Origin of the sequence: Lentiprolixibacter aurantiacus (assembly GCF_026241225.1) — a bacterium.
Classification (GTDB): domain Bacteria; phylum Bacteroidota; class Bacteroidia; order Flavobacteriales; family Flavobacteriaceae; genus Lentiprolixibacter; species Lentiprolixibacter aurantiacus.
Genome location: NZ_JAPFQP010000001.1, coordinates 498,729 through 520,027 on the forward strand (window position 1 = coordinate 498,729; position 21,299 = coordinate 520,027).

Below are 21,299 nucleotides of genomic sequence, written 5' to 3' on the forward strand. Positions count from 1 at the left end.
AATTACAAAATGTTTCTCGAAAACACTGTTAATCACAAAGAACAATTCGGCTGGATCGAGGTTATCTGCGGCTCCATGTTTTCGGGTAAAACGGAGGAATTGATACGCAGGTTGAAACGGGCGCAGTTTGCGAAGCAAAAAGTAGAGATATTCAAACCCATCATCGACACGCGTTACCATGAGGAAATGGTGGTTTCACATGATGAGAACGAGATTAGGTCTACACCTGTCCCCGCGGCAGCCAATATCAGATTGCTGGCAGATGACTGCGATGTGGTAGGGATAGATGAAGCCCAGTTTTTTGACGATGAGATAATTACGGTTTGCAATGACCTGGCCAATATGGGGATAAGGGTTGTTGTGGCAGGTCTGGATATGGACTTTAAAGGAAACCCCTTCGGGCCTATGCCCGCCCTTATGGCAACAGCCGAATACGTGACCAAGGTGCATGCCATATGCACCCGTACGGGAAACCTCGCGAATTACAGTTTTCGAAAATCCAGCAACAACGACCTGGTATTGCTGGGAGAAACTGAAGAGTACGAGCCCCTGAGTCGGGCAGCATTTTACAAAGCCATGCTAAGGGAAAAAATAAGCCATATGGATGTTGAGGCCGAGGAAGTGGTACATACCAAAAAGAAAGCGAATGGCTGATCCCCGGGAAACGGTCCTCGAAATAGATCTTGGGGCCCTAGAGCACAACTACCGATACCTTAAAGCAAGAATAGAGCCCAAAACCAAATTCCTGGCGGTGGTCAAGGCGTATGCCTATGGCAGTGATAGCATCGCGATAGCCAGAAAACTGGAAGCGCTTGGAGTGGATTATTTTGCCGTAGCCTATACCCATGAAGGTGCTTTTCTCCGTGATCACGGTATTATTACTCCAATTTTGGTGTTGCATCCTCAACCGGTAAACTTTGACCAGCTCATTGCCCGATGCCTGGAACCCAGCATTTATTCGGACCGTATTTTAAAAGCTTTTCAGGAAGCTGCAAAAGCAGCTGGCCAGAGGCATTACCCGGTTCATCTTAAATTTAATACGGGATTAAACCGACTCGGGTTCAGGGAAGAAGATATACCGCATATTGCGATGAAGGCTCAGCAGTCAGAAGCACTAAAGGTAATTTCTCTTTTTTCTCACCTGGCCGCTTCGGACGATCGCTCTGAATCCGTATTTACACATGCCCAGATTGATCGATTTAAGTCAATCGTAAAAAAAATATCAGGAAAGCTGGACAATAAACCCTTTCTGCATCTTCTGAATACCTCCGGTATTTTGAATTATCCGGAGGCACAATTCGATATGGTCCGCAGCGGTATCGGTCTATACGGCTACAGCAACAACCCGGACCTGGATCAGGAGTTAAAACCAGTTGCTACGCTGAAGACCGTAATTTCACAAATCCATGAAATAACCCCTGGTGAAAGTGTAGGTTACAACCGTGCCTTTACAGCCCGGAATAAGTGTACTATTGCCACCCTTCCCCTGGGACATGCCGATGGCCTTGGACGTATCTATGGCAATGCACGGGGTGTAGTAAGCGTTAATGGCCAAAAAGCCCCTATTGTAGGTAATGTATGCATGGATATGCTAATGATCGACATTAGCGGTATTCCCTGCGATGAAGGAGATGAGGTGATTCTTTTTGGAAAAGGGCATTCTGCAGAAATGGTCGCTGCCAGTGCTAAAACAATCTCCTATGAATTAATTACCGGCATTTCACAACGGGTTCGAAGGGAGATCCTTCCTTAATTCATTGCTATCTTAAAAAGAGCATCTTTTTTTTATGTATTTTAGGTTTCGCTATTAACTATTAAAAGAACACGATCATGTTTAAAGAATTCAAGAATTTTATCATGACTGGTAACGTAATAGATTTTGCCGTTGCCGTTATCATGGCAGGAGCCGTTGGATTGGTTATCAATGGATTTGTTGCAGACATTGTAATGCCTGTTGTGGGAGAATTTACAGGAGGTGTGGATTTTGCCAACCTCAAGTTTGTCCTGACAGAAGCTTCAGGTGTTGAAGGCGAGGCAGGCTATGTTGCCGAAAATGCCATCCGATACGGGGCATGGGTGAATACCCTGGTGAATCTGGTAACTGTAGGGTTTGTTATGTTTATCATTGTTAAAGCTTACAACAAGACCAAAACACCACCACCTCCACCAGCTCCAAAAGGACCTACCCAGGAGGAATTGCTGGCGGAGATCAGGGATCTGCTGAAGAAATAAAAATACTGTCCTTTTCAAAAGGGATTACCGCTACACTACAATTAAAACAATAAACCGCCGGCATGCCTGCTAAGCATACCGGCGGATTTTTTTGTGTAATATGTAACGTTTTTATCCCGTCTTATGATGAAGTTGGGCAGAACTTGTCCATCTAAGGCGCTTGAGGTACATTTACACACCAAATTTTATTCAAGATGAGAGTAGCTGTTGTTGGAGCCACCGGGATGGTTGGAGAAGTGATGTTAAAGGTCTTGTCTGAGCGCAAGTTTCCCATAACCGAGCTATATCCGGTTGCCTCCGAACGATCTATAGGCAAAGAATTGCAATTCGCTGGTAAGCCATATAAGGTAATCGGGTTGTCTCAGGCCGTATCTCTGAAACCCGACCTGGCTATTTTCTCTGCAGGAGGGGAAACCTCTCTGGAATGGGCTCCTAAATTTGCCGAAGTAGGTACTACCGTAATCGATAATTCCTCAGCCTGGCGGATGGATCCAACGAAGAAACTGGTGGTTCCGGAAATCAATGCGCATGTGTTAGGCAGGGATGACAAGATAATAGCTAATCCCAATTGTTCTACCATTCAACTGGTGATGGCCCTGGCCCCCCTGCATGATCGGTACCGCATGAAACGAGTTGTGGTATCTACTTACCAATCGGTTTCCGGGACCGGTGTCAAGGCAGTGAAACAGCTGGAAAATGAGATAGCCGGGGTTCAGGGAGAAATGGCTTACCCTTATCCTATTAATCGCAATGCCCTTCCGCACTGTGATGTTTTCCTGGAAAACGGTTATACTAAAGAGGAAATGAAACTCGCTAATGAACCCTTGAAAATACTGGGTGATAATTCCTTCTCTGTAACCGCAACTGCAGTCAGGATTCCTACGGCAGGAGGGCATTCTGAATCTGTAAATGTGGCCTTTGAAAACGATTTTACCCTTGAGGAGGTACGCCAACTTCTGCACCAGACACCAGGCATAGTGGTACAGGACAATCCTGAGACCAATACTTATCCAATGCCCATATATGCGCATGAAAAGGATGAGGTTTTTGTAGGGCGGATTCGACGTGATGAAACGCAACCCAACACACTGAATCTTTGGATAGTGGCAGATAATTTACGCAAGGGTGCGGCCACCAATGCCATCCAAATTGCCGAGTATTTGAAAAACAACGGACTTGTGTAATCCTGAAGTCCAAAATTCTTGTTAAAGACCTCACTACAGTAGGAATTCTGGTTGGTTTTATGGAATTTTATGGATACTAAATTTCCATATATGAAACCTTTTTTACTGATACTGGCAATAGCCTTTTCCTTTATTGCCTGTGAATCCAACCCTAAAAACGAACCCATTGCTGTGAACTACCCGGAAACCCGGAAGGGAGAAACTGTCGACACTTATTTCGGAACAGAAGTGAAAGACCCCTATCGATGGCTGGAAGACGACCGCAGCGCGGAAACAGAAGCCTGGGTTAAAGAGCAAAACAGTGTAACATTCGGTTACCTTGATAATATTCCTTTCCGTAAGGACCTGAAAAATCGACTGGAAAAACTCTGGAATTTCGAGAAACTCAGCACTCCATTTAAGGAAGGAGAATATACTTATTTCTACAAGAATGATGGGCTTCAGAACCAATATGTGGTCTACCGACAAAAAGAGGGTGAAGAACCGGAGATATTCCTGGATCCCAACACCTTTTCGGAAGACGGTACTACCTCATTAGCAGGCCTGAGTTTCACCAAAGATGGCAGTATGGTTGCTTACTCCATATCTGAAGGAGGAAGCGACTGGAGAAAAGTGATTGTCATGGATACCGAGAATAGGGAAATTGTTGAAGACACCCTGGTAGACATAAAATTTAGCGGTATTTCCTGGAAAGGGAATGAAGGCTTTTATTATTCCAGTTATGACAAGCCGGAAGGAAGTGAACTATCTGCTAAAACCGATCAGCACAAGGTATACTTCCATAAATTGGGAACACAACAATCAGAGGATGAACTGATCTATGGAGGCACGATGGCAGAAAAACACCGTTATATTTCTGCAAGTGTAACCGAGGATGAAAACTACCTCATCATTTATCCACGAATTTCAACTTCAGGGAACAAAATGCTGATCCGTGATCTCAGAGACCCCAATGGCCTCCTGGTCACTGCTTTGGATCATACAGATAGCGATAGCTATGTTTTGGATAACCAGGGAAGTACTCTCTTTCTGGTTACCAACTTAAACGCTCCCAACCAGAAGATTGTAAAAGTGGATGCTTCAAATCCCGGACCCGAAAACTGGGTAGATGTCATCCCGGAAACAGAAAACGTACTTAGTCCCAGTACTGGTGGTGGATACATTTTTGCGGAATATATGGTGGATGCCATTTCAAAGGTATTCCAATACGATTATGAAGGGAATCAGATCCGAGAGGTAAAATTACCGGGAATAGGAAGCGCCGGTGGTTTTAGCGGTAAAGCTGAAGACAAAGAACTGTATTTCAACTATTCTAACTACTTCACCCCAAATTCATCCTACAAGCTGAATGTAGAAAGTGGTGAATACGAGCAATACTGGAAGCCTGAAATTGATTATAACCCCGATGAATACCAATCTACCCAGGTATTCTACACTTCGAAAGACGGAACTAAGGTCCCTATGATCATAACCCACAAAAAGGGACTGGAAATGAATGGAAAGAACCCCACCATACTGTATGGCTATGGAGGCTTCAATATTAGTCGCACCCCGGGATTCAGTGTCGTCAATGCCGTATGGATGGAGCAGGGTGGAGTATACGCCGTTCCCAACCTGCGAGGAGGGGGAGAGTACGGAAAAAGATGGCATGAGGCGGGTATAAAAACCAAAAAACAGAACGTTTTTGACGACTTTATCGCTGCTGCCGAATACCTGATTGAAAACAAGTATACTTCTGCAGATTACCTCGCTATAAAAGGTGGATCCAACGGAGGACTCCTGGTAGGAGCAACCATGACCCAGAGACCAGACCTGATGAAGGTGGCGCTCCCCGCTGTTGGGGTGATGGATATGCTGCGTTACCACACCTTCACTGCCGGTGCAGGTTGGGCTTATGATTACGGTACCGCTGAAGACAGCGAGGAAATGTTCAACTACCTTAAAGGATATTCCCCGGTGCATAATGTAAAAGAAGGCACTTCCTATCCTGCTACTTTGGTTACCACCGGTGACCATGACGACAGGGTGGTACCTGCCCACAGTTTTAAGTTTGCCGCGGAATTGCAATCCAAGCAGGAGGGAGATAACCCTACCCTGATCCGAATTGAGACCAATGCAGGTCATGGAGCCGGAACTCCCGTAAGTAAACGCATTGAGCTAAATGCTGACGTTTTTGGGTTCACCCTTTACAATATGGGCTTCAAGCAGCTTCCAAATCAGGCGGTTATCAAGGAATTTAAGGACTAGAAATAGCTAATTGCAAATAAAATCCGTTTCTTGGGAAGCGGATTTTTTTTATTCCCGGAGATGCTTAGGCTGCAACAGATATCCTTTTCTTACAACACCAGGCCTGTACTGGAAAACATCTCGCTCGAAGTACAGGCAGGCGAGCATGTTGCCCTGATGGGTGAAAGTGGTTGTGGTAAAAGCACCCTGCTTAAGTTGATCTACGGTTTGATCAGTCCCGGTAAGGGCAAAATCTTCTGGGATGATCAGGAAGTCAAAGGCCCTTTGTACAACCTGATCCCTGGCGAACCTTTTATGAAGTACCTGTCCCAGGAATTTGATCTCATGCCCTTCACTACAGTGAGGGAAAATGTAGCCGAATTTCTTTCCGTATTCTATCCCGAAGAACGCGAGTCCCGCACAACGGAACTGCTTCAACTGATTGAATTGGAAGGCTTTGGCAACACAAAGGTCAGGTATCTCAGCATAGGCCAGCAGCAAAGGGTAGCCCTGGCCAGAGTGCTGGCCCAAAAGCCTCAGCTACTGCTGTTAGACGAGCCTTTTAGTCATATTGATAATTTCAGGAAGAACAGCCTGAGGCGCAAGTTATTCAAGTATCTTGAGGAGGAAGGAATTACCTGTATAACAGCCACCCACGACTACCACGACGTACTTCCTTTTGCGCAGCATGCCATTGTGCTGCGAGATGCCGAAGTGTTAGTTGAAGGACCCATAATGGACTTGTATAAACACCCTCGCAACCTTTATGTTGCCTCCCTGTTCGGTGAGGCCAACCTATTGCCGATTGAAGTAATAAAGTCCTACGCAGATACCAAACGAAGGATAATTGTTTATGCTCATGAATTCCGTGTATCTTTTTCATCCGGACTTCCGGTAACTGTAAACCGGTCTTATCCCATGGGCAGTTATTTCCTTGTTGAGGGAACTCATGAGGATGGGGAGATCGTCTATTTCAATTCCAATGAAACCCTTAAACCTGGTCGCCAGGTTTTCTTAAACATTTCGCTGGAAACCATAAATCAGCGCCTTGCCCCCTGAAAATGGACAAGCAGACACTCCTTAATGAACTTATTTTCAAGGCTGTTCGCAGCAGCGGCCCTGGCGGTCAGCACGCCAATAAAGTAAGCAGCAAAGTTGAACTGAATTTTGACCTCGAAAAGTCGAACGCCCTGAATGAAGCCGAAAAAACATTACTTAAAAAGTCCTTGAAAAACCGACTTACTACAAGCGGTACCCTAAGCTTGCAATGCGATGATTCACGTAGTCAGCACCAAAATAAAAGCCTGTTGGTTAAGCGGTTTTTAAGTCTTTTGGAAAAAGGATTGGAAATACCAAAGTCCCGGAAGAAAACCAGGCCAACAAAAGCCTCCGTTCGCAAGCGCCTGGACACCAAGAAAAAACAGGCAGAAAAAAAACAACAACGGCAAAAACCAAGTTCGGAGTAATATTCAAATTTCAGGTTGATTCAATGACCTTAACCTATAAACTGATAAAGCAGGAATACAGTTAAGGCAGCAGAAGACCCCAGCACGAAAGTCCCCAGGCTGAAGAGGCGATATCCATGGTTTACCTTCATGCCGCTCAATTGAGTTACCACCCAGAAGAAACTGTCGTTCGCATGGGAAATTACAGAAGACCCCGCCCCTATGGATAGGACTACCAGGGCTTTCTGCACATCCGTTTCAAATCCAAGGGTCGCCATCATAGGCATAAGGATTGAAGCCGTGGTGATCAGGGCCACGGTAGAAGAGCCCTGGGCTGTTTTCAAGGCGGCAGCAAGCACAAAGGGCAAAAGGATCCCTATATTCCAGGTTGATAAGGTTGCCCCCAATGTGGTTGCAATTCCGGAATCCTGGAGTATTTGTCCGAATATCCCTCCGGCACCTGTGATCAGGACAATAGACGCCGCATCCTTAACTGCCTTTCCCACCCAGCCCGAACTAGACAGCATTTCATAAGTGATCTTTCTGGGCAATAGCAGGCATAGGAAAACACCAATCAAAAGGGCAATTACCGGCTCGCCAATGAAGGCTATTATCGCCATAAGCTCAGATTTGTCCTCACTCCCTGCGGGATTTAAAACCGACTTAAGTATAATGAGCAGGATGGGAACAAGAATTGGAATGGAGGAACGCAGAGCACCAGGCCTTTGGTTTACTTCAACAGTTTTGGGTTCTTCTTTCGTTTCACCCTGAGGATCGATATAGGTCCTGGAAGCATATTTTCTGGCAAACAGTATAGCCATAAATAAGGCTACCAGGCTTACCGGAATTCCCAATCCGATAACCAACCCCAGGTCTGCCCCTATGATTCCTGCAGCAGCAATTGGTCCGGGTGTGGGGGGAACCAGAGTATGCGAGGCCAGCAGACCCAAGCCCAGTGCCACGGCTGTACCCGCCAGGGATAGTTTCGCCCCTTTGCTTAAGCTTTTATTCAGAGGGTGAAGCAACAAAAAACCGCTATCGGCAAAAACCGGTATGGAAACTACATAACCAATGATTCCCATTGCGGCTGTTACCCGCTTTTTACCAATGATCGATAATACCTTCTCAGCAATGGCAAAGGCCCCTCCAGTCTGTTCCAGAAAAGCTCCAATAATCACCCCCAGGAAAATAATAAGGCCCACTTTGCCCAGTGTATTCCCAAATCCCCCGTTGATGGCATTCACGATTGTTTCATAAGGCATCCCTGCTATGAAGCCGTAGCCAATTGAAATTATGAGCAGAGCAATAAAAGGGTGTACACGAAACCGGGTAGTTAATAGTATAATAAGTACAACTGCAATAAGTAAATAGGCTAACTCCATAGTTATATTATCAAGTTAATTCTTATATGATCCTCAGTTTCGCCAGTTGGGATGAAGGATCCCCGTCTGAATTTAATAAATGAATCCGTATTGCCCCTGCCCCGGTGAGGTAATTCTTAATCTTCCTGGTGGTAAAGGTCGGCCAGTTTATACATCAGATAGGCCACTATGGTAGTTTCCTTCTGCCCCGTGCGAAACAGTTCATATACCAGATCTTTATTTTCCGCACTGAAGAACTCCAGGTCATCTGAACCGTATTCATCAAATGCCTTCCAGGATTTCAGCCCTTCCAGCATCTGTTTGTGAGCCTGATAACGCCTTTTGGCCAGCAGCAATTTTTCCCTGAATTCCCTTTTGTTCAGTGAGTCCCGGTCTTTCCGTACTTCCTGCAGTCGCTCGTATTCTGCTCGGATGCCAGCGTCAGCCTCTTCCGCCTCGGCAATGATTCTAAAGTAAGCTTGTTTTACCCATCCGTTATATGATTGCTCAAATACCTCGCGCGTGCGCTCTGAATCCGGAAGCAAAGCCATCTTCAAATCTGAAGGACCCACAGCTATATAACGGAGCTCACTATCGATATAGGTAAATGTCCTTGAAGATCTGAGGGCATCCTTCCAGGCCTGAGATTGGATTATCTCCTTCCACAACCTCCTGTATTCCCGCTGGTACTTCCTTTTTTTAGAAACGCCACATTCGGAAAACATCAGGATGACCCCGAGGAGGAGTATGAAGAGAATACCATTATGAAAGGGTCTTTTGTGCATCTTAATCCACTATTGCGCTATCTCGGCCAGTTCCTTGCCAACTATACTCCCTATGGCAATTCCCATACCCCCCATGCGTACACCACAATATACATGATCTTCTAGCTGCTTAATAACAGGCTTCTTTTGAGGTCCCACCCCCATTATACCACTCCACCTGTGGGCAATTTGGAACTCCTTACCGGGTAAGATAACTTCCTCAAGCAGGTACTCCAAACGATCCTGTACAATACCCGTCTGTCCAAATTCTGTGGTTTCCTCAGCCTTAAAATCCAGGTTTCTCCCACCGCCAAGCAAGATCCTGTTCCCCACACTCCGGAAATAATAATACCCGTGTTCCAGATGAAAGGTACCCCGGATATGCAAATCCTTCACTGGCTCAGTTATCAGCACCTGAGCTCTGGCAGGTTTAACCAGGTTTCCCAATATTCCCGATGCGAATCCATTGGTTGCGATCAGTAGTTTTCCCGATTTGAAGTCAAATCCATCAGTATACACCTTAACCCCATCTGAAATACACTCGTAATTCGTTACACTTACTGAATTCAATACCAACACCCCCATTTCATGCACTTTTCCCAACAGGGAGAGCATCATGTTTCCGGTATCGATGCTGCCTTCATTAGGGTTGGTGATGTATTGGTTTACAATTTTGTTAAAGCCAAAAGTATTGGGAAGCCTTTCAAAGGCATTTTGGCCAAAAACAGGATTCATGAGTTTGTTTATGTATCCCAGGGCTTCCAGACACTCCCCATATAGTTGTTTGTCCTCATACAGAAATAACTCATGGCCACCTCCCTTTTGATATCCAAGGGCTGTATCCCCCAAAATTTCCCGGAGCAAGAGAATCCCGCGGTAACGCTGTTCTACAAGACCCATAACCTCATCTTCACTATGGCTTCGCAAATCGTCCAGGATCTCTGAAATACTACCAAAACAGGCAAAGCCGGCATTTTTGGTGCTTGCACCCTGAGGCAATATGCCCTTTTCTAAGACAAGTACCCTGGCATCCGGAAAGATCTTCTTTATATGCAGTGCACAACTCAAGCCTACAATACCGCTTCCTACCACGGTATAATCAATATCTGAAAACCAGCTTTTATGTTCCCAGTAACTAAGCTCCATAGCCAAAAAACTCCGAACAGTGCCGGAGTTTTAATGATTTAATTTATTCTTCTTCGGGTTTAATCTCAAAGTCCTCCATGAACTTGGTGGTGTAATTCCCTGCGAGGTAATCCGGGTGTTCCATCAACTGGCGATGGAAGGGGATTGTTGTTTTCACTCCCTCGATGACAAATTCCTCAAGCGCTCTTTTCATTTTATTGATAGCTTCTTCCCTTGTCTGGGCAGAAGTAATCAATTTAGCGATCATGGAATCGTAGTTTGGTGGAATGGTATAGCCACTGTATACATGGGTATCCAGGCGAACCCCATGGCCACCAGGCGGGTGCAAGGTGGTTATCCTCCCGGGTGAAGGCCTGAAATCGTTGTAGGGATCTTCGGCATTTATCCTGCATTCGATGGAGTGCAGTTTGGGATAGTAATTCTTCCCGGAAATTGGTACCCCACCGGCAACCAGAATCTGTTCGCGGATAAGGTCGTAATCCACCACCTGTTCGGTAATCGGATGTTCCACCTGTATACGGGTGTTCATCTCCATGAAGTAAAATTCCCTGTGTTTGTCTACCAGGAATTCCACAGTCCCGGCCCCTTCGTACTTGATGTATTTTGCTGCGCGAATCGCTGCCTCTCCCATAGCATCCCTAAGGCTGTCTGTCATAAAAGGAGAGGGGGTTTCCTCGGTGAGTTTCTGGTGCCTGCGCTGAATTGAGCAGTCCCTTTCGGAGAGGTGGCAGGCATTGCCATACTGGTCTCCAATGATCTGTATTTCTATGTGCCTGGGCTCCTCGATGAGCTTTTCCATGTACATACCCCCATTGCCAAAGGCAGCCAGAGCTTCCTGTACGGCACTCTCAAAAGCGGACTCCAGCTGTTCTTCGCTGAATATGGCGCGCATCCCCTTTCCACCACCACCTGCGGTGGCTTTGATCATTACGGGATAGCCCATTTTTTTTGCCGTCTTTTTGGCATCCTGCACATCCTTCAGCAATCCCTCTGATCCAGGAATGGTGGGAACACCTGCTTTTTTCATGGTTTCCTTGGCCGTAGCCTTGTCGCCCATTTTTTCAATATGCTCCCCGGATGCGCCAATAAACTTGATGTCGTGTTCGGCACAAATCCTGGAAAACTTGGCATTCTCGGATAAGAATCCATAGCCCGGATGTATGGCATCTGCATTGGTAATTTCGGCAGCGGCAATGATATTAGGGATCTTGAGGTAAGACTGGCTGCTGGGAGCAGGGCCAATACATACGGCCTCGTCTGCAAACCTTACGTGCAGGCTTTCCTCATCAGCTTTGGAATAAACCGCAACGGTCTTTATCCCCATTTCTTTACAGGTCCTGATTATACGCATGGCGATCTCACCCCTGTTTGCAATAAGTATTTTTTTGAACATAACCTTTTTATTTATTCCCTTACCCCTTTATAAACGCTGGTTCTGAAACATAAAAGTTCAAACCCAGCAAAGTAAAGATTGAGGATATTAAGAAGGATCAACTAGGAATAGAGGCTGATCAAATTCTACAGGGGAAGAATCTTCTACCAGAACCTTCACAATTTTGCCAGATACCTCAGATTCGATATCATTGAAAAGCTTCATAGCCTCGATAACACAAAGCACATCTCCCTTGGCAATGGTGTCTCCCACCTCAACAAATGCTGGCTTGTCCGGAGAAGGCTTTCTATAAAAGGTCCCGATAATCGGCGATTTGATAGCGATGTATTTTGAATCTTCATCTGCTTCCGCTGCAGGTTTTTCAGGAGCGGGTGCCGCTTCTGAAGGTGCTGCCTGCATTACGGGCTGTGCCATGGGCTGTGCCACTGGAATCTGCTGGACGATCGTGGTCTCAGGGCTTACTCCTGTTGCACCTGTCCTGATGGTAATCTTGATGTCTTCTGTCTCAAGCTTTACCTCACTCGCTCCCGATTTGGCAACGAATCTAATTAAACTTTGAATCTCCTTAATATCCATCGAATTAGGTTTTTTTAGTTAGTACGATTAGCTGTTATAGGCCCATTTCAAGTATATCGCTCCCCAGGTGAACCCGCCCCCAAAAGCAGCAAAAACTAAGTTATCTCCCTTTTTCAATTGCTTTTCATAATCAAATAAAAGCAGTGGAAGGGTTGCCGAGGTAGTATTGCCATACCTCTCTATATTCATCATTACCTTGGATTCCTCCAGCTCCATCCGCCTGGCCGTGGCATCAATGATACGCTTATTGGCCTGATGAGGAACTAGCCACTGTACATCATCGTGGGTAAGATTATTTCGTTCCATGATCCTGGCGGCTACATCGGCCATGTTGGAGACGGCAAATTTGAATACGGATTTCCCGTCCTGAAATACAAAATGCTTCTTATCCCTAACCGTTTCCTCAGTTGCAGGCATCAATGAACCCCCTGCTTCAATCTTAAGGAACTCCCTGCCGTTGCCATCTGATCTTAAATATTCATCAATCAATCCAAGTCCTTCCGTATTGGGCTCAAATAAAACTGCCCCAGCCCCGTCACCAAAAATAATACAGGTGGTGCGGTCTGTATAATCAATTATGGAAGACATTTTGTCTGCTCCTATGAGCAGTACTTTCTTATACCTGCCTGATTCGATATAGCGGGCTGCTGTAGACATTCCATATAAAAAATTGGAACAGGCCGCCTGCAAATCATAAGCAAATGCGTTAGTTGCACCAATCTTGGCTGCCACGTAAACCGCAGTGGAAGCAACCGGCATATCCGGAGTTGCGGTGCCCAAAAGTACCAGGTCTATGTCCTTAGGGTCGAGATTGCGCTTAGCAATGAGATCTTCCGCAGCTTTTATAGCCAAATAGGATGTTCCCTTATCCTTGTCTTTGAGAATCCTGCGCTCCTGAATCCCCGTTCGGGTAGTGATCCATTCATCAGTGGTATCTACCATGGTCTCCAACACCTGGTTGGTTAACCTGAAATCGGGGACATAAGCCCCTACAGCCGTGATGGCTGCTGTGATTTTACTCATGCTAAAGGTGGTTTTTTGTACATAAAACCTTCAAAATGCCTTAAAAAGCGGTGAAAATTAGTGATTTTTCACGACTTTCCAGCGAAAATGGCTCATTTCTGAAGAAAAGCAGTCCATAAAAAAACTCCCACTTTTCGGTGGGAGTCTTCAATTTTTTATTCAAAACCTATTCGCCGGCTTCATCGTTCTTGTCAACCAGAACCTGTCCGCGATAGTATAATTTTCCTTCATGCCAGTGTGCCCTGTGGAATTGGTGCAGTTCTCCTGTAGATGGATCTTTGGCAAGAGTTGGCGCAGAGGCCTTGTAATGAGTTCTTCTCTTGTCTCTCCTGGTTTTCGATATTTTTCGCTTAGGATGTGCCATCGTGCAACTTATTTATCCGTTAATAAATTTTTTAATGCATCCCACCTGGGATCTGTCTTATCTTGATTTTTCTTCGTGTCTTTTGGTTGAAGTTCCTCCAATCGCTTTAATGCTTCCGATTTCAGGCTTCCGTCAAGAACCCCGGGATGCACCCTTTTTTGTGGCACTGCAAGCACCAACATTTCGTAGACCAACTGAGCTATGTTAATCTGATGTTCACCGTGAGGCAGTATCAGAATTTCATCATCCTCATCGTTGTACTCTTCACCAAACTTCACCACCAGTTCCATTTCGCCTTTAATGGGCTGGTCAAAGGGTTCATTGGTAAGGTCACAATCCACGTTGACCGTGCCGCTGGCGTTCATCTCCAATTCAAGCATGGTACTCATGCGGTTCAGGATCAGAACCAGATCAATGCGAGCGTCATTGAATTCGCTATAACCAAAAGATTCAAAGAACGAATTATCTACCTTGAAATCAAACTGGTGTTTACCTTGCTTTAATCCCGAGAAAGGAATACTAAATTCCTTATGCTTCTCCATCATTAACACTAGTTTAAGGCGTGCAAAGATACCTTTTTTTTCCAATAACACAATTGAAAAGCAAAGATATTTCGCTGGCTCTCAGCTTGCCGCGCTATTTGCGTTTTTAACGCTTAAGTTTTTGCTTTTTAAGGGGGTTAGCCGTAAGCTCCCTGTATTCTTCCCTGTTTTTAAAAATCTGCAGGGCCATATATACCGCCTCCTTGAATGAACTCTCATCAGCTACGCCCTTGCCGGCTATATCCAGGGCAGTCCCGTGATCAGGTGAAGTGCGCACTTTGGACAGGCCTGCCGTATAATTGACCCCTTTTCCAAAAGACAATGTTTTAAAAGGGATCAACCCCTGGTCGTGATAAGCGGCTACCACACCATCGAACTGCAAATAGGTGGCAGAACCAAAGAAACCATCGGCCGCATAGGGCCCATAAACCAGGTGACCTTCATTGAAAAGGGCTTTAATAGTGGGTTTCATTACCTGTTCGTCTTCCTGCCCAATAACCCCATCGTCCCCACTGTGTGGATTAATTCCCAGGACCGCGATTCGCGGCTTTCGAATACCAAAATCCATCTTAAGGGATTGCTGTATAAGCATGACTTTCTTCCGGATAAGCTCAGGGGTAATGGCATCGGCCACATCTTTTACGGCAACATGATCCGTCAGAAGACCAACCTTAAGCTTATCGGTAACCATAAACATCAGGCTGTCTCCCTCAAGCTGCTGGGCCAGATAATCTGTATGGCCCGGGAATCCATAATCCTTGTCCTGTATGTTCTTTTTGTTGATCGGAGCCGTAACCAGCACATCTATATCATCCTTTTTAAGAGCATTCACCGCAGCCCTCAGGGATTTGATCGCATAGGTGCCGGCCTGTTTCTCCTCAACCCCAAACCGAATCTCAGGAGATTCCTTCCAGACATTGACCACGTTGATCTTTCCGTCAATAGCCTTTGAGGGTTCGGGAATACCCGTGAACTGAATATCTAATTGCAGGGTGCTTTTTAAATGTGAAATGGTCTTGTTGCTGGCGAAGATAACAGGCGTACAGAAATCCAGCATCCTGCTGTCCTCAAAGGTTTTCAGGGCTACTTCTCCACCAATACCATTTAGGTCTCCTATAGAAATTCCGAGCTTTATTTTAGCCTTCTCCTTCACCATTAATCCCGGTTTTAGTCTTAATTTTGTCAAGCAAAACTACTTATTTTAAACGATACATGTTTACTGGAATTATTGAAAGCCTGGGTCAGGTTGTACAACTGGAAAAGGAAGAAGGAAATCTGCACATAAGCATAAGGGCAGATATTGCCTCAGAATTGAAAGTAGACCAAAGTGTTGCCCATAACGGGGTGTGCCTTACCGTTGTTGAAGTCTCCGGAGACACCTACAGGGTTACCGCAATAGATGAGACCCTCCAAAAGAGCAATTTGGGACATCTGAAGGTGAATGACGGTGTTAACCTGGAACGGGCTATGGTACTGGGAAGCCGACTTGATGGTCATATTGTTCAGGGGCATGTGGACCAGACAGCGGTTTGTGTTGGAGTTGAAACCCTGGACGGTAGCTGGGTCTATAGTTTTGAATACGATCCCAAACTAAACAATGTAACAATTGAGAAGGGCTCCATAACGGTAGACGGTGTGAGCCTAACGGTTGTCGATTCCCGAGAGCATACCTTCAATGTAGCTATTATTCCCTATACCTATGAACATACCCGCTTCAAGGATTACAAAAAAGGGAGTGTAGTGAACCTGGAATTTGACGTTATTGGAAAATATGTTGCCCGCCTGCTGGAATTGCAAAAATAACCTTTGGGTTGCCCGGTACTATACCTTGATGAAAATTTTCCTGCGGTACATCACATAGGCGAGCAGCAGATAGAATGCCACTACACAGAGCGCATAAAGCAGGGATGATAACTTCATTGCCATAAAATCATGGACAAAAAGGTTCTCAAAAAGCCATCCATGCACGGAAGTATCCTCATTTACTCGTATCTGGTAGAAAAGTGAACTAATAAAACTCGAAAGAAAATACACTGTAATAGCATTAGCTCCGGCATACCGGAAAACACTGCCAAATCGCAAGCCCTGAACATCGGTCAGGAAATAGATGGCTGACAGGAACAAATTGGCCCATCCAGCCGTTACCAGGACAAAACTACTGCTCCATAATGCCTTGTTGATAGGAAATACCATATCCCACAAATTACCTAACAGGATCAGCAGGATTCCAAGCCCGGCCATCAGCCATTCTTTGTTCTTTTTCTTTCCAATCAGAATAAGTCCGGTAAATACCCCAAACAGGGCCGTTGCAATGGATGGAAGTGTACTCAGCAGGCCTTCCGGATCGTAATCTTCCTTATACATATGGGTGCCAAAAACATTCAGGTCTATATAATTGGCCCAATTGTTAGGGGCGCGTTCAAAGGTGGGTTCAACTCCATTTAAGGGAATGAATCCCATCCAAACCCAGTAGCCCAATAGCAAGAACAGGCATATCCCGATAAGGGCTTTCCAGTTCAGGTTGAGAAACAACAGGGCGGCAAAGAAGAATACCACTCCAATCCGTTGCAAAACTCCGGGGAATCGAATATCTGCAAATTCCCTGATAAATGGAAAACTCACCGTGAAAGCCCCAAGGAAAAGTCCCAGGCCCAGAAGTTTGAGGGTCCGTACCGATATTTTCCTGTAAACAGCCGGACTAGGTGATTTTTTGTGGTATGCAAATACAATGGATGTCCCGACAATAAAAAGGAAAAATGGGAAAACCAGATCCGTAGGCGTGTAACCGTGCCATTCGGCATGTAAAAGGGGTGCATAGACATCAGACCAGGTTCCCGGTGTATTGACCAGGATCATGAGCACGATGGTCAGACCACGAAAAATGTCGACCGATATAATTCTATCTTTCATTTGATCAGAGTATATTATCTTTTAATTTCAACCAGACCCTGGAGAGCGAATATCCGGATACCAGGGCTACTACCGTAAGCACCCCTGCCTGTATGTAATCTCCGTAGATCCAGAATCCAGTGGCGAACATGCAGGTGTAGATCAGGACGCAACCCAGCAACATGGCCCATATCCCGGCCGGAACACTCCACTTTTCATCCTTTTTGGCTATCTCCTGATTATCCTTTTCTGCCTCGCGGATAACACTGCTCCATCCGGGACCCCCCGGCTGTATTTTCTTATAGAAATCCCTCAAGACCTCTTTGGATTCTGGCTGAGTCATAAAAGTAGCAGCCAGCCATATAACAGTGGTAACCACTACTACAAAAGGGTATTCTGTCCAGGAAGGCAATAATCCTTCACTGGCGTCGAAAAGCCAGGGCCCGAGAGGTGTTAGTTTCAGCAATATTGAAATGATTCCTGAAGCAAACATGGCTGTAATTTCACTCCAGGCATTGATGCGCCACCAGAACCATCTTAAAATAAAAATGAGGCCGGTTCCTGCTCCAAAAACCAGCAATACCTCAAAGAGCTGCAAGGCATTTTGCAGGAGGAGGGCAAGAGTGGCACTGAAAACCATCAAGGCTACAGTAGACAAGCGACCCACTGCAACCAGTCTTTTTTCCGAAGCATTGGGGTTAATCTGTTGCTTGTAAAAATCGTAAACAATATAGGAAGAACCCCAGTTCAGTTGCGTGGATATGGTACTCATATAGGCAGCTACAAGGGAAGCCAGCACCAGCCCCAGGAGTCCGTTAGGGAGTTTGGTTAGCATGGCAGAATAAGCCAGGTCATGTCCCAGTTTATCTGAGGCAACATTGGGAAAAGCCTCGTGAATACTGGCTACATCTGGATATACCACCAGGGAAGCCAGTGCAACGAGGATCCATGGCCAGGGCCTCAGCGCATAATGCATTATGTTGAAGAAAAAAGTAGCTCCAATAGCATGGTTCTCGTTCTTGGCTGCCAGCATCCTTTGCGCGATGTACCCACCCCCTCCGGGTTCTGCTCCCGGATACCAGGAGCTCCACCACTGTACCGCCAATGGAATGATGAACAGGGTTATCAGGGCTTCCCGGTTAGAAAAATCAGGAAGGATGCTCAATTTACCAGCAACATTCTCATTAGCCATAATAGCACCAATACCCCCAACTTCAGGAAGGTTCACCAAATAATATGCAGCGCCTATAGCACCTCCCATGGCAACAAAGAACAGCAGGAAATCCGTATAAACGACCCCTTTAAATCCACCAAGTGCACTAAAAGTTACTGTAATAAGCCCTGCGCTGATAACGGTTTGCCAGGGCTCCAGGCCCAGCATGATGCTCCCGATTTTAATGGCTGCCAGGGTAACCGCAGACATGGTAATTACGTTGAAAATAACCCCCAGGTAAACAGCACGGAACTTTCTCAGGAACCTGGCAGGTGCACCACCATAACGAAGCTCATAAAATTCGAGGTCTGTATTGACATTCGACTTCCTCCAAAGTTTGGCGTAAACAAAAACCGTAAGCAATCCGGTTATGAGGAAGGCCCACCAGACCCAGTTTCCGGAAACCCCGTTGGTTCGTACAATATCTGTTACAAGGTTTGGGGTGTCTGTGGAAAAGGTTGTGGCCACCATGGAAAGTCCCAGCAACCACCAGGGCATGGTGCGCCCTGAAAGGAAAAACTCTGAGGTGTTCTTCCCGGAGGTTTTAGAAACAATAATTCCAATAAGTAAAACAATGGAAAAGAAACCGATGATCAGGATATAATCCAGCGTGTTTAGTTGCATAGTTGGAAATGGTTGAGGGATAAAGATATGTTTTTTTAAAATACCTTTGTTTGGAAACCATCCCTCTCAGAAATCCTTATTTTGTCCTGTTGGAAATCACTCTAACTTCCTGGATCCTTGCCCTGAGCGCTTCTTTTGTAATGGGCGTTTCCAAGGCTGGCCTTAAGGGCATTGCCATGGTTACCGTAACCTTGATGGCCCTGGCCTTTGGGGCACGTGAATCAACAGGGTTAATAGTTCCCATGTTACTGGTTGGTGATGTTTTTGCCGTATTGTTCTACTCCCGACATACCCGGTGGAACCACATTATGAGGTTTACTCCCTGGATGCTTACCGGCATTGTCCTGGGAACCCTGGTTGGGAAGGATCTGCCTGCCAGGACCTTCAAGGTATGCATGGTGCTGATTATCCTTGTAAGTGTGGTGGTAATGTACTGGTGGGACCTTAGAAAATCCAAAAGGGTCCCAGGGCACTGGGCTTTTGCAGGGGGCATGGGGATTGTGGCCGGTTTGGCCACAATGCTTGGAAATCTTGCCGGGGCTTTTACCAATATTTATTTCCTGGCCATGAGGCTTCCCAAGAACGAATTCATCGGTACGGCGGCATGGCTGTTCCTCATTACAAACCTGTTCAAACTGCCCCTGCATATTTTTGTCTGGGAAACCATCAGTTTGGAGAGCCTGCTCATTAACCTGAAATTATTGCCAGGGATTTTGCTGGGGCTCTTTACCGGGGTGCGACTGGTTAAAATAATCAGGGAAGGTTTTTACAGAAAAATGATACTGATATTGACGGCAATTGGAGCTGTGCTGATCCTGCTTCGTTGAAAGGAAATCCCTCGTCGATTTCTTAATTGGAGTAATTAAAGCCCAACTTTTCAAGCCCGGCCCTCACCTCTTCATTGGACATAAAAAGGTCCCAAAACAGCCCCGAGCGGTAATTCTCAATCATTACGGGTATGGGACCCTGGTCAATAGCCAGGTACCTTGGCAGGTACCAGTTGTATTCTGCACTGTAGGCGTCATAAGGACCGTACTTACCAACAAGTGAATCCTTTTCCGTGTAGAGTTTGCGCAGGAAATCCATGCTTTCTTCAGGAGTATAAGGAATAGAAGAAATTGCCGCCGTAGGTGAAATAACCCCCAGGTCGTTCCCCGGCCTGTGGGCATCATAGCCGTTAATGGAATAACTGGAAGTAAGACCCCATTCATCTGCTCCATAATCCCTGTAATCGTTCGGATTTTCCACACAGTAGCGATAGTGGATCAAGGCTTGGTTTCTGTTGAGTTCCCAATAGTCCGCATAGGCATCCGTCAAACCTCCGGGATTCAGCCCTAAATAGGAATAATGAGCCCAAAATAAAGGGCCAACAGGATCCGATCCAAATTCGTAGTGATCCAGTTGTGTACGCAAACCGTAGTACAAAGTATCGTTCCGGATATTTCCGTTTCGCGCCCAGCCTTCATCATAGACGGCCTTGCTTATGGGGTGGGTAGGTGAAGATGCCGCGAGTATATAAAGAATAAGGCATTCGTTGTATCCTCCAATGGGAAAGTTCATCGCCCAGCCAAAATTCGGGCTCCAGTGCCAGTACAGTACATTCTCCCCTCCCCGGGTGTACCAGCTCCATTCCACTTCTTCCCATAATTGCTGTATCCTTTGCGATAATTCTGCCTGTCCCGATGCCTCCCTGTCCAGGTATTCCTTTACCGTTAGCAGCCCCTGGACCAGAAATGCTGTCTCCACGAGATCACCTCCATCATCCTGAGGACTAAATGGCACGGTACTCCCATCCGGGTTCATCCAATGTGGCCAGGCCCCGTGAAAACGATCTGCAGTTTCAAGAAAAGTCACAATTTTATCGAAGTGTGCTATTACCTCCGATCTGGATATAAAACCACGCTCAACTCCAGCAAGCAGGGCCATCAAGCCAAATCCCGTTCCTCCGGTGGCAACCACATCCCGGTCGTTCGCAGGGTACACCCCATCCATATGCAATCGCTCCCTGGCCATCCCACTAATGGGCTCAGCCCCCTCCCAGAAATAGTTAATGGTCTGTTCCTGTACCAGGTCAAGCAGTTCTTCGTCTGTCAAAGCAACTGGTAAATCGTCCTGCCCTTCGTCATTCTTTTCAGTCCCCGGGCTGTTCTTGTTGCAACCGAACAGGAAAAGTAAGAGCAGGAAACAGCTGCAAAAAGGGATTCGATTATTGTTCATCCAGTGATGGGCTTAACACTTTAGCAGGAGAAGTTACAAAATAGCCGTCAAAGTCCGAATTTCAGCTTTTTTCAAGGGGATTAACCCTGTAATTACTTGG

The 21,299-nt window shown here is 46.0% G+C and carries 21 protein-coding genes; 9 read left to right on the forward strand and 12 right to left on the reverse strand.

The features are described 5' to 3' along the window. Positions 1 to 9: 9 nt before the first annotated feature. From OO016_RS02230 to arfB, 7 genes are all read left to right on the forward strand, one after another. A complete protein-coding gene (locus OO016_RS02230; protein WP_266010465.1) occupies positions 10 to 654 on the forward strand; it encodes a thymidine kinase in 645 nt (214 codons plus the stop codon). Next, positions 647 to 1,753 (forward strand): alanine racemase, encoded by a 1,107-nt coding sequence (alr, locus tag OO016_RS02235; protein WP_266010466.1) that lies wholly within the window; start codon positions 647 to 649, stop codon positions 1,751 to 1,753. Before OO016_RS02230 ends, alr begins: the two co-directional genes overlap by 8 nt. 77 nt (positions 1,754 to 1,830) lie before the next feature. After that, complete coding sequence (mscL, locus tag OO016_RS02240) at positions 1,831 to 2,232, forward strand: large conductance mechanosensitive channel protein MscL (RefSeq protein WP_266010467.1); 402 nt, start codon at positions 1,831 to 1,833, stop codon at positions 2,230 to 2,232. A gap of 194 nt (positions 2,233 to 2,426) precedes the next feature. Then, positions 2,427 to 3,416 (forward strand): aspartate-semialdehyde dehydrogenase, encoded by a 990-nt coding sequence (locus tag OO016_RS02245; RefSeq protein ID WP_266010469.1) that lies wholly within the window; start codon positions 2,427 to 2,429, stop codon positions 3,414 to 3,416. A gap of 90 nt (positions 3,417 to 3,506) precedes the next feature. Continuing rightward, positions 3,507 to 5,663: a prolyl oligopeptidase family serine peptidase gene (locus OO016_RS02250; protein WP_266010471.1), complete on the forward strand. Its 2,157-nt coding sequence runs from the start codon at positions 3,507 to 3,509 to the stop codon at positions 5,661 to 5,663. 30 nt (positions 5,664 to 5,693) lie between these two features. Beyond that, positions 5,694 to 6,701, forward strand: a complete 1,008-nt coding sequence (locus tag OO016_RS02255) for an ABC transporter ATP-binding protein (protein WP_369413820.1) — start codon at positions 5,694 to 5,696, stop codon at positions 6,699 to 6,701. 2 nt (positions 6,702 to 6,703) lie between these two features. Beyond that, complete coding sequence (arfB, locus tag OO016_RS02260; protein ID WP_266010473.1) at positions 6,704 to 7,108, forward strand: alternative ribosome rescue aminoacyl-tRNA hydrolase ArfB; 405 nt, start codon at positions 6,704 to 6,706, stop codon at positions 7,106 to 7,108. Positions 7,109 to 7,137: 29 nt separating this feature from the next. Here the strand turns inward: arfB and OO016_RS02265 are convergent, their stop codons facing one another. From OO016_RS02265 to pdxA, 9 genes are all read right to left on the reverse strand, one after another. Beyond that, entirely contained in the window at positions 7,138 to 8,469 is a 1,332-nt protein-coding gene (locus OO016_RS02265; protein WP_266010475.1) for a GntP family permease, read from the reverse strand. A 116-nt stretch (positions 8,470 to 8,585) separates the two neighbouring features. After that, positions 8,586 to 9,233: a hypothetical protein gene (locus OO016_RS02270; protein WP_266010477.1), complete on the reverse strand. Its 648-nt coding sequence runs from the start codon at positions 9,231 to 9,233 to the stop codon at positions 8,586 to 8,588. Between the two features lie 9 nt (positions 9,234 to 9,242). Next, positions 9,243 to 10,358, reverse strand: coding sequence for an NAD(P)/FAD-dependent oxidoreductase (locus OO016_RS02275; protein WP_266010479.1), 1,116 nt, complete (start codon positions 10,356 to 10,358; stop codon positions 9,243 to 9,245). A gap of 43 nt (positions 10,359 to 10,401) precedes the next feature. Continuing rightward, positions 10,402 to 11,751: an acetyl-CoA carboxylase biotin carboxylase subunit gene (gene accC / locus OO016_RS02280; RefSeq protein WP_266010481.1), complete on the reverse strand. Its 1,350-nt coding sequence runs from the start codon at positions 11,749 to 11,751 to the stop codon at positions 10,402 to 10,404. A gap of 87 nt (positions 11,752 to 11,838) precedes the next feature. Next, on the reverse strand, positions 11,839 to 12,327 hold the full coding sequence (accB, locus tag OO016_RS02285; RefSeq protein WP_266010483.1) for an acetyl-CoA carboxylase biotin carboxyl carrier protein: 489 nt from the start codon (positions 12,325 to 12,327) through the stop codon (positions 11,839 to 11,841). Between the two features lie 27 nt (positions 12,328 to 12,354). Then, on the reverse strand, positions 12,355 to 13,350 hold the full coding sequence (locus tag OO016_RS02290) for a beta-ketoacyl-ACP synthase III (RefSeq protein WP_266010485.1): 996 nt from the start codon (positions 13,348 to 13,350) through the stop codon (positions 12,355 to 12,357). A 166-nt stretch (positions 13,351 to 13,516) separates the two neighbouring features. After that, positions 13,517 to 13,714 carry a 50S ribosomal protein L32 gene (gene rpmF, locus OO016_RS02295; protein WP_266010487.1) on the reverse strand — a complete coding sequence of 66 codons (198 nt, stop codon included), beginning with the start codon at positions 13,712 to 13,714 and terminating at the stop codon, positions 13,517 to 13,519. An 8-nt stretch (positions 13,715 to 13,722) separates the two neighbouring features. Beyond that, complete coding sequence (locus OO016_RS02300) at positions 13,723 to 14,256, reverse strand: YceD family protein (protein ID WP_266011924.1); 534 nt, start codon at positions 14,254 to 14,256, stop codon at positions 13,723 to 13,725. Between the two features lie 106 nt (positions 14,257 to 14,362). Continuing rightward, on the reverse strand, positions 14,363 to 15,409 hold the full coding sequence (gene pdxA, locus OO016_RS02305; RefSeq protein WP_266011926.1) for a 4-hydroxythreonine-4-phosphate dehydrogenase PdxA: 1,047 nt from the start codon (positions 15,407 to 15,409) through the stop codon (positions 14,363 to 14,365). Between the two features lie 59 nt (positions 15,410 to 15,468). Between pdxA and OO016_RS02310 the strand changes: the two genes are divergently transcribed. Continuing rightward, the gene (locus OO016_RS02310; RefSeq protein ID WP_266010489.1) at positions 15,469 to 16,059 is read left to right on the forward strand and encodes a riboflavin synthase; all 591 of its coding nucleotides are present in this window, start codon (positions 15,469 to 15,471) and stop codon (positions 16,057 to 16,059) included. An 18-nt stretch (positions 16,060 to 16,077) separates the two neighbouring features. Here OO016_RS02310 and OO016_RS02315 read toward each other — a convergent pair whose 3' ends face one another. Next, positions 16,078 to 17,166, reverse strand: coding sequence for an acyltransferase family protein (locus tag OO016_RS02315; RefSeq protein ID WP_266010491.1), 1,089 nt, complete (start codon positions 17,164 to 17,166; stop codon positions 16,078 to 16,080). Between the two features lie 4 nt (positions 17,167 to 17,170). Next, positions 17,171 to 18,982 (reverse strand): sodium:solute symporter family protein, encoded by a 1,812-nt coding sequence (locus OO016_RS02320; protein WP_266010493.1) that lies wholly within the window; start codon positions 18,980 to 18,982, stop codon positions 17,171 to 17,173. 140 nt (positions 18,983 to 19,122) lie between these two features. On the opposite strand from OO016_RS02320, the gene OO016_RS02325 reads away from it, so the two are divergent. After that, positions 19,123 to 19,809 carry a sulfite exporter TauE/SafE family protein gene (locus OO016_RS02325; RefSeq protein ID WP_266011928.1) on the forward strand — a complete coding sequence of 229 codons (687 nt, stop codon included), beginning with the start codon at positions 19,123 to 19,125 and terminating at the stop codon, positions 19,807 to 19,809. Positions 19,810 to 19,831: 22 nt separating this feature from the next. Here OO016_RS02325 and OO016_RS02330 read toward each other — a convergent pair whose 3' ends face one another. After that, complete coding sequence (locus tag OO016_RS02330) at positions 19,832 to 21,199, reverse strand: glucoamylase family protein (RefSeq protein ID WP_266010495.1); 1,368 nt, start codon at positions 21,197 to 21,199, stop codon at positions 19,832 to 19,834. Positions 21,200 to 21,299: the final 100 nt, after the last annotated feature.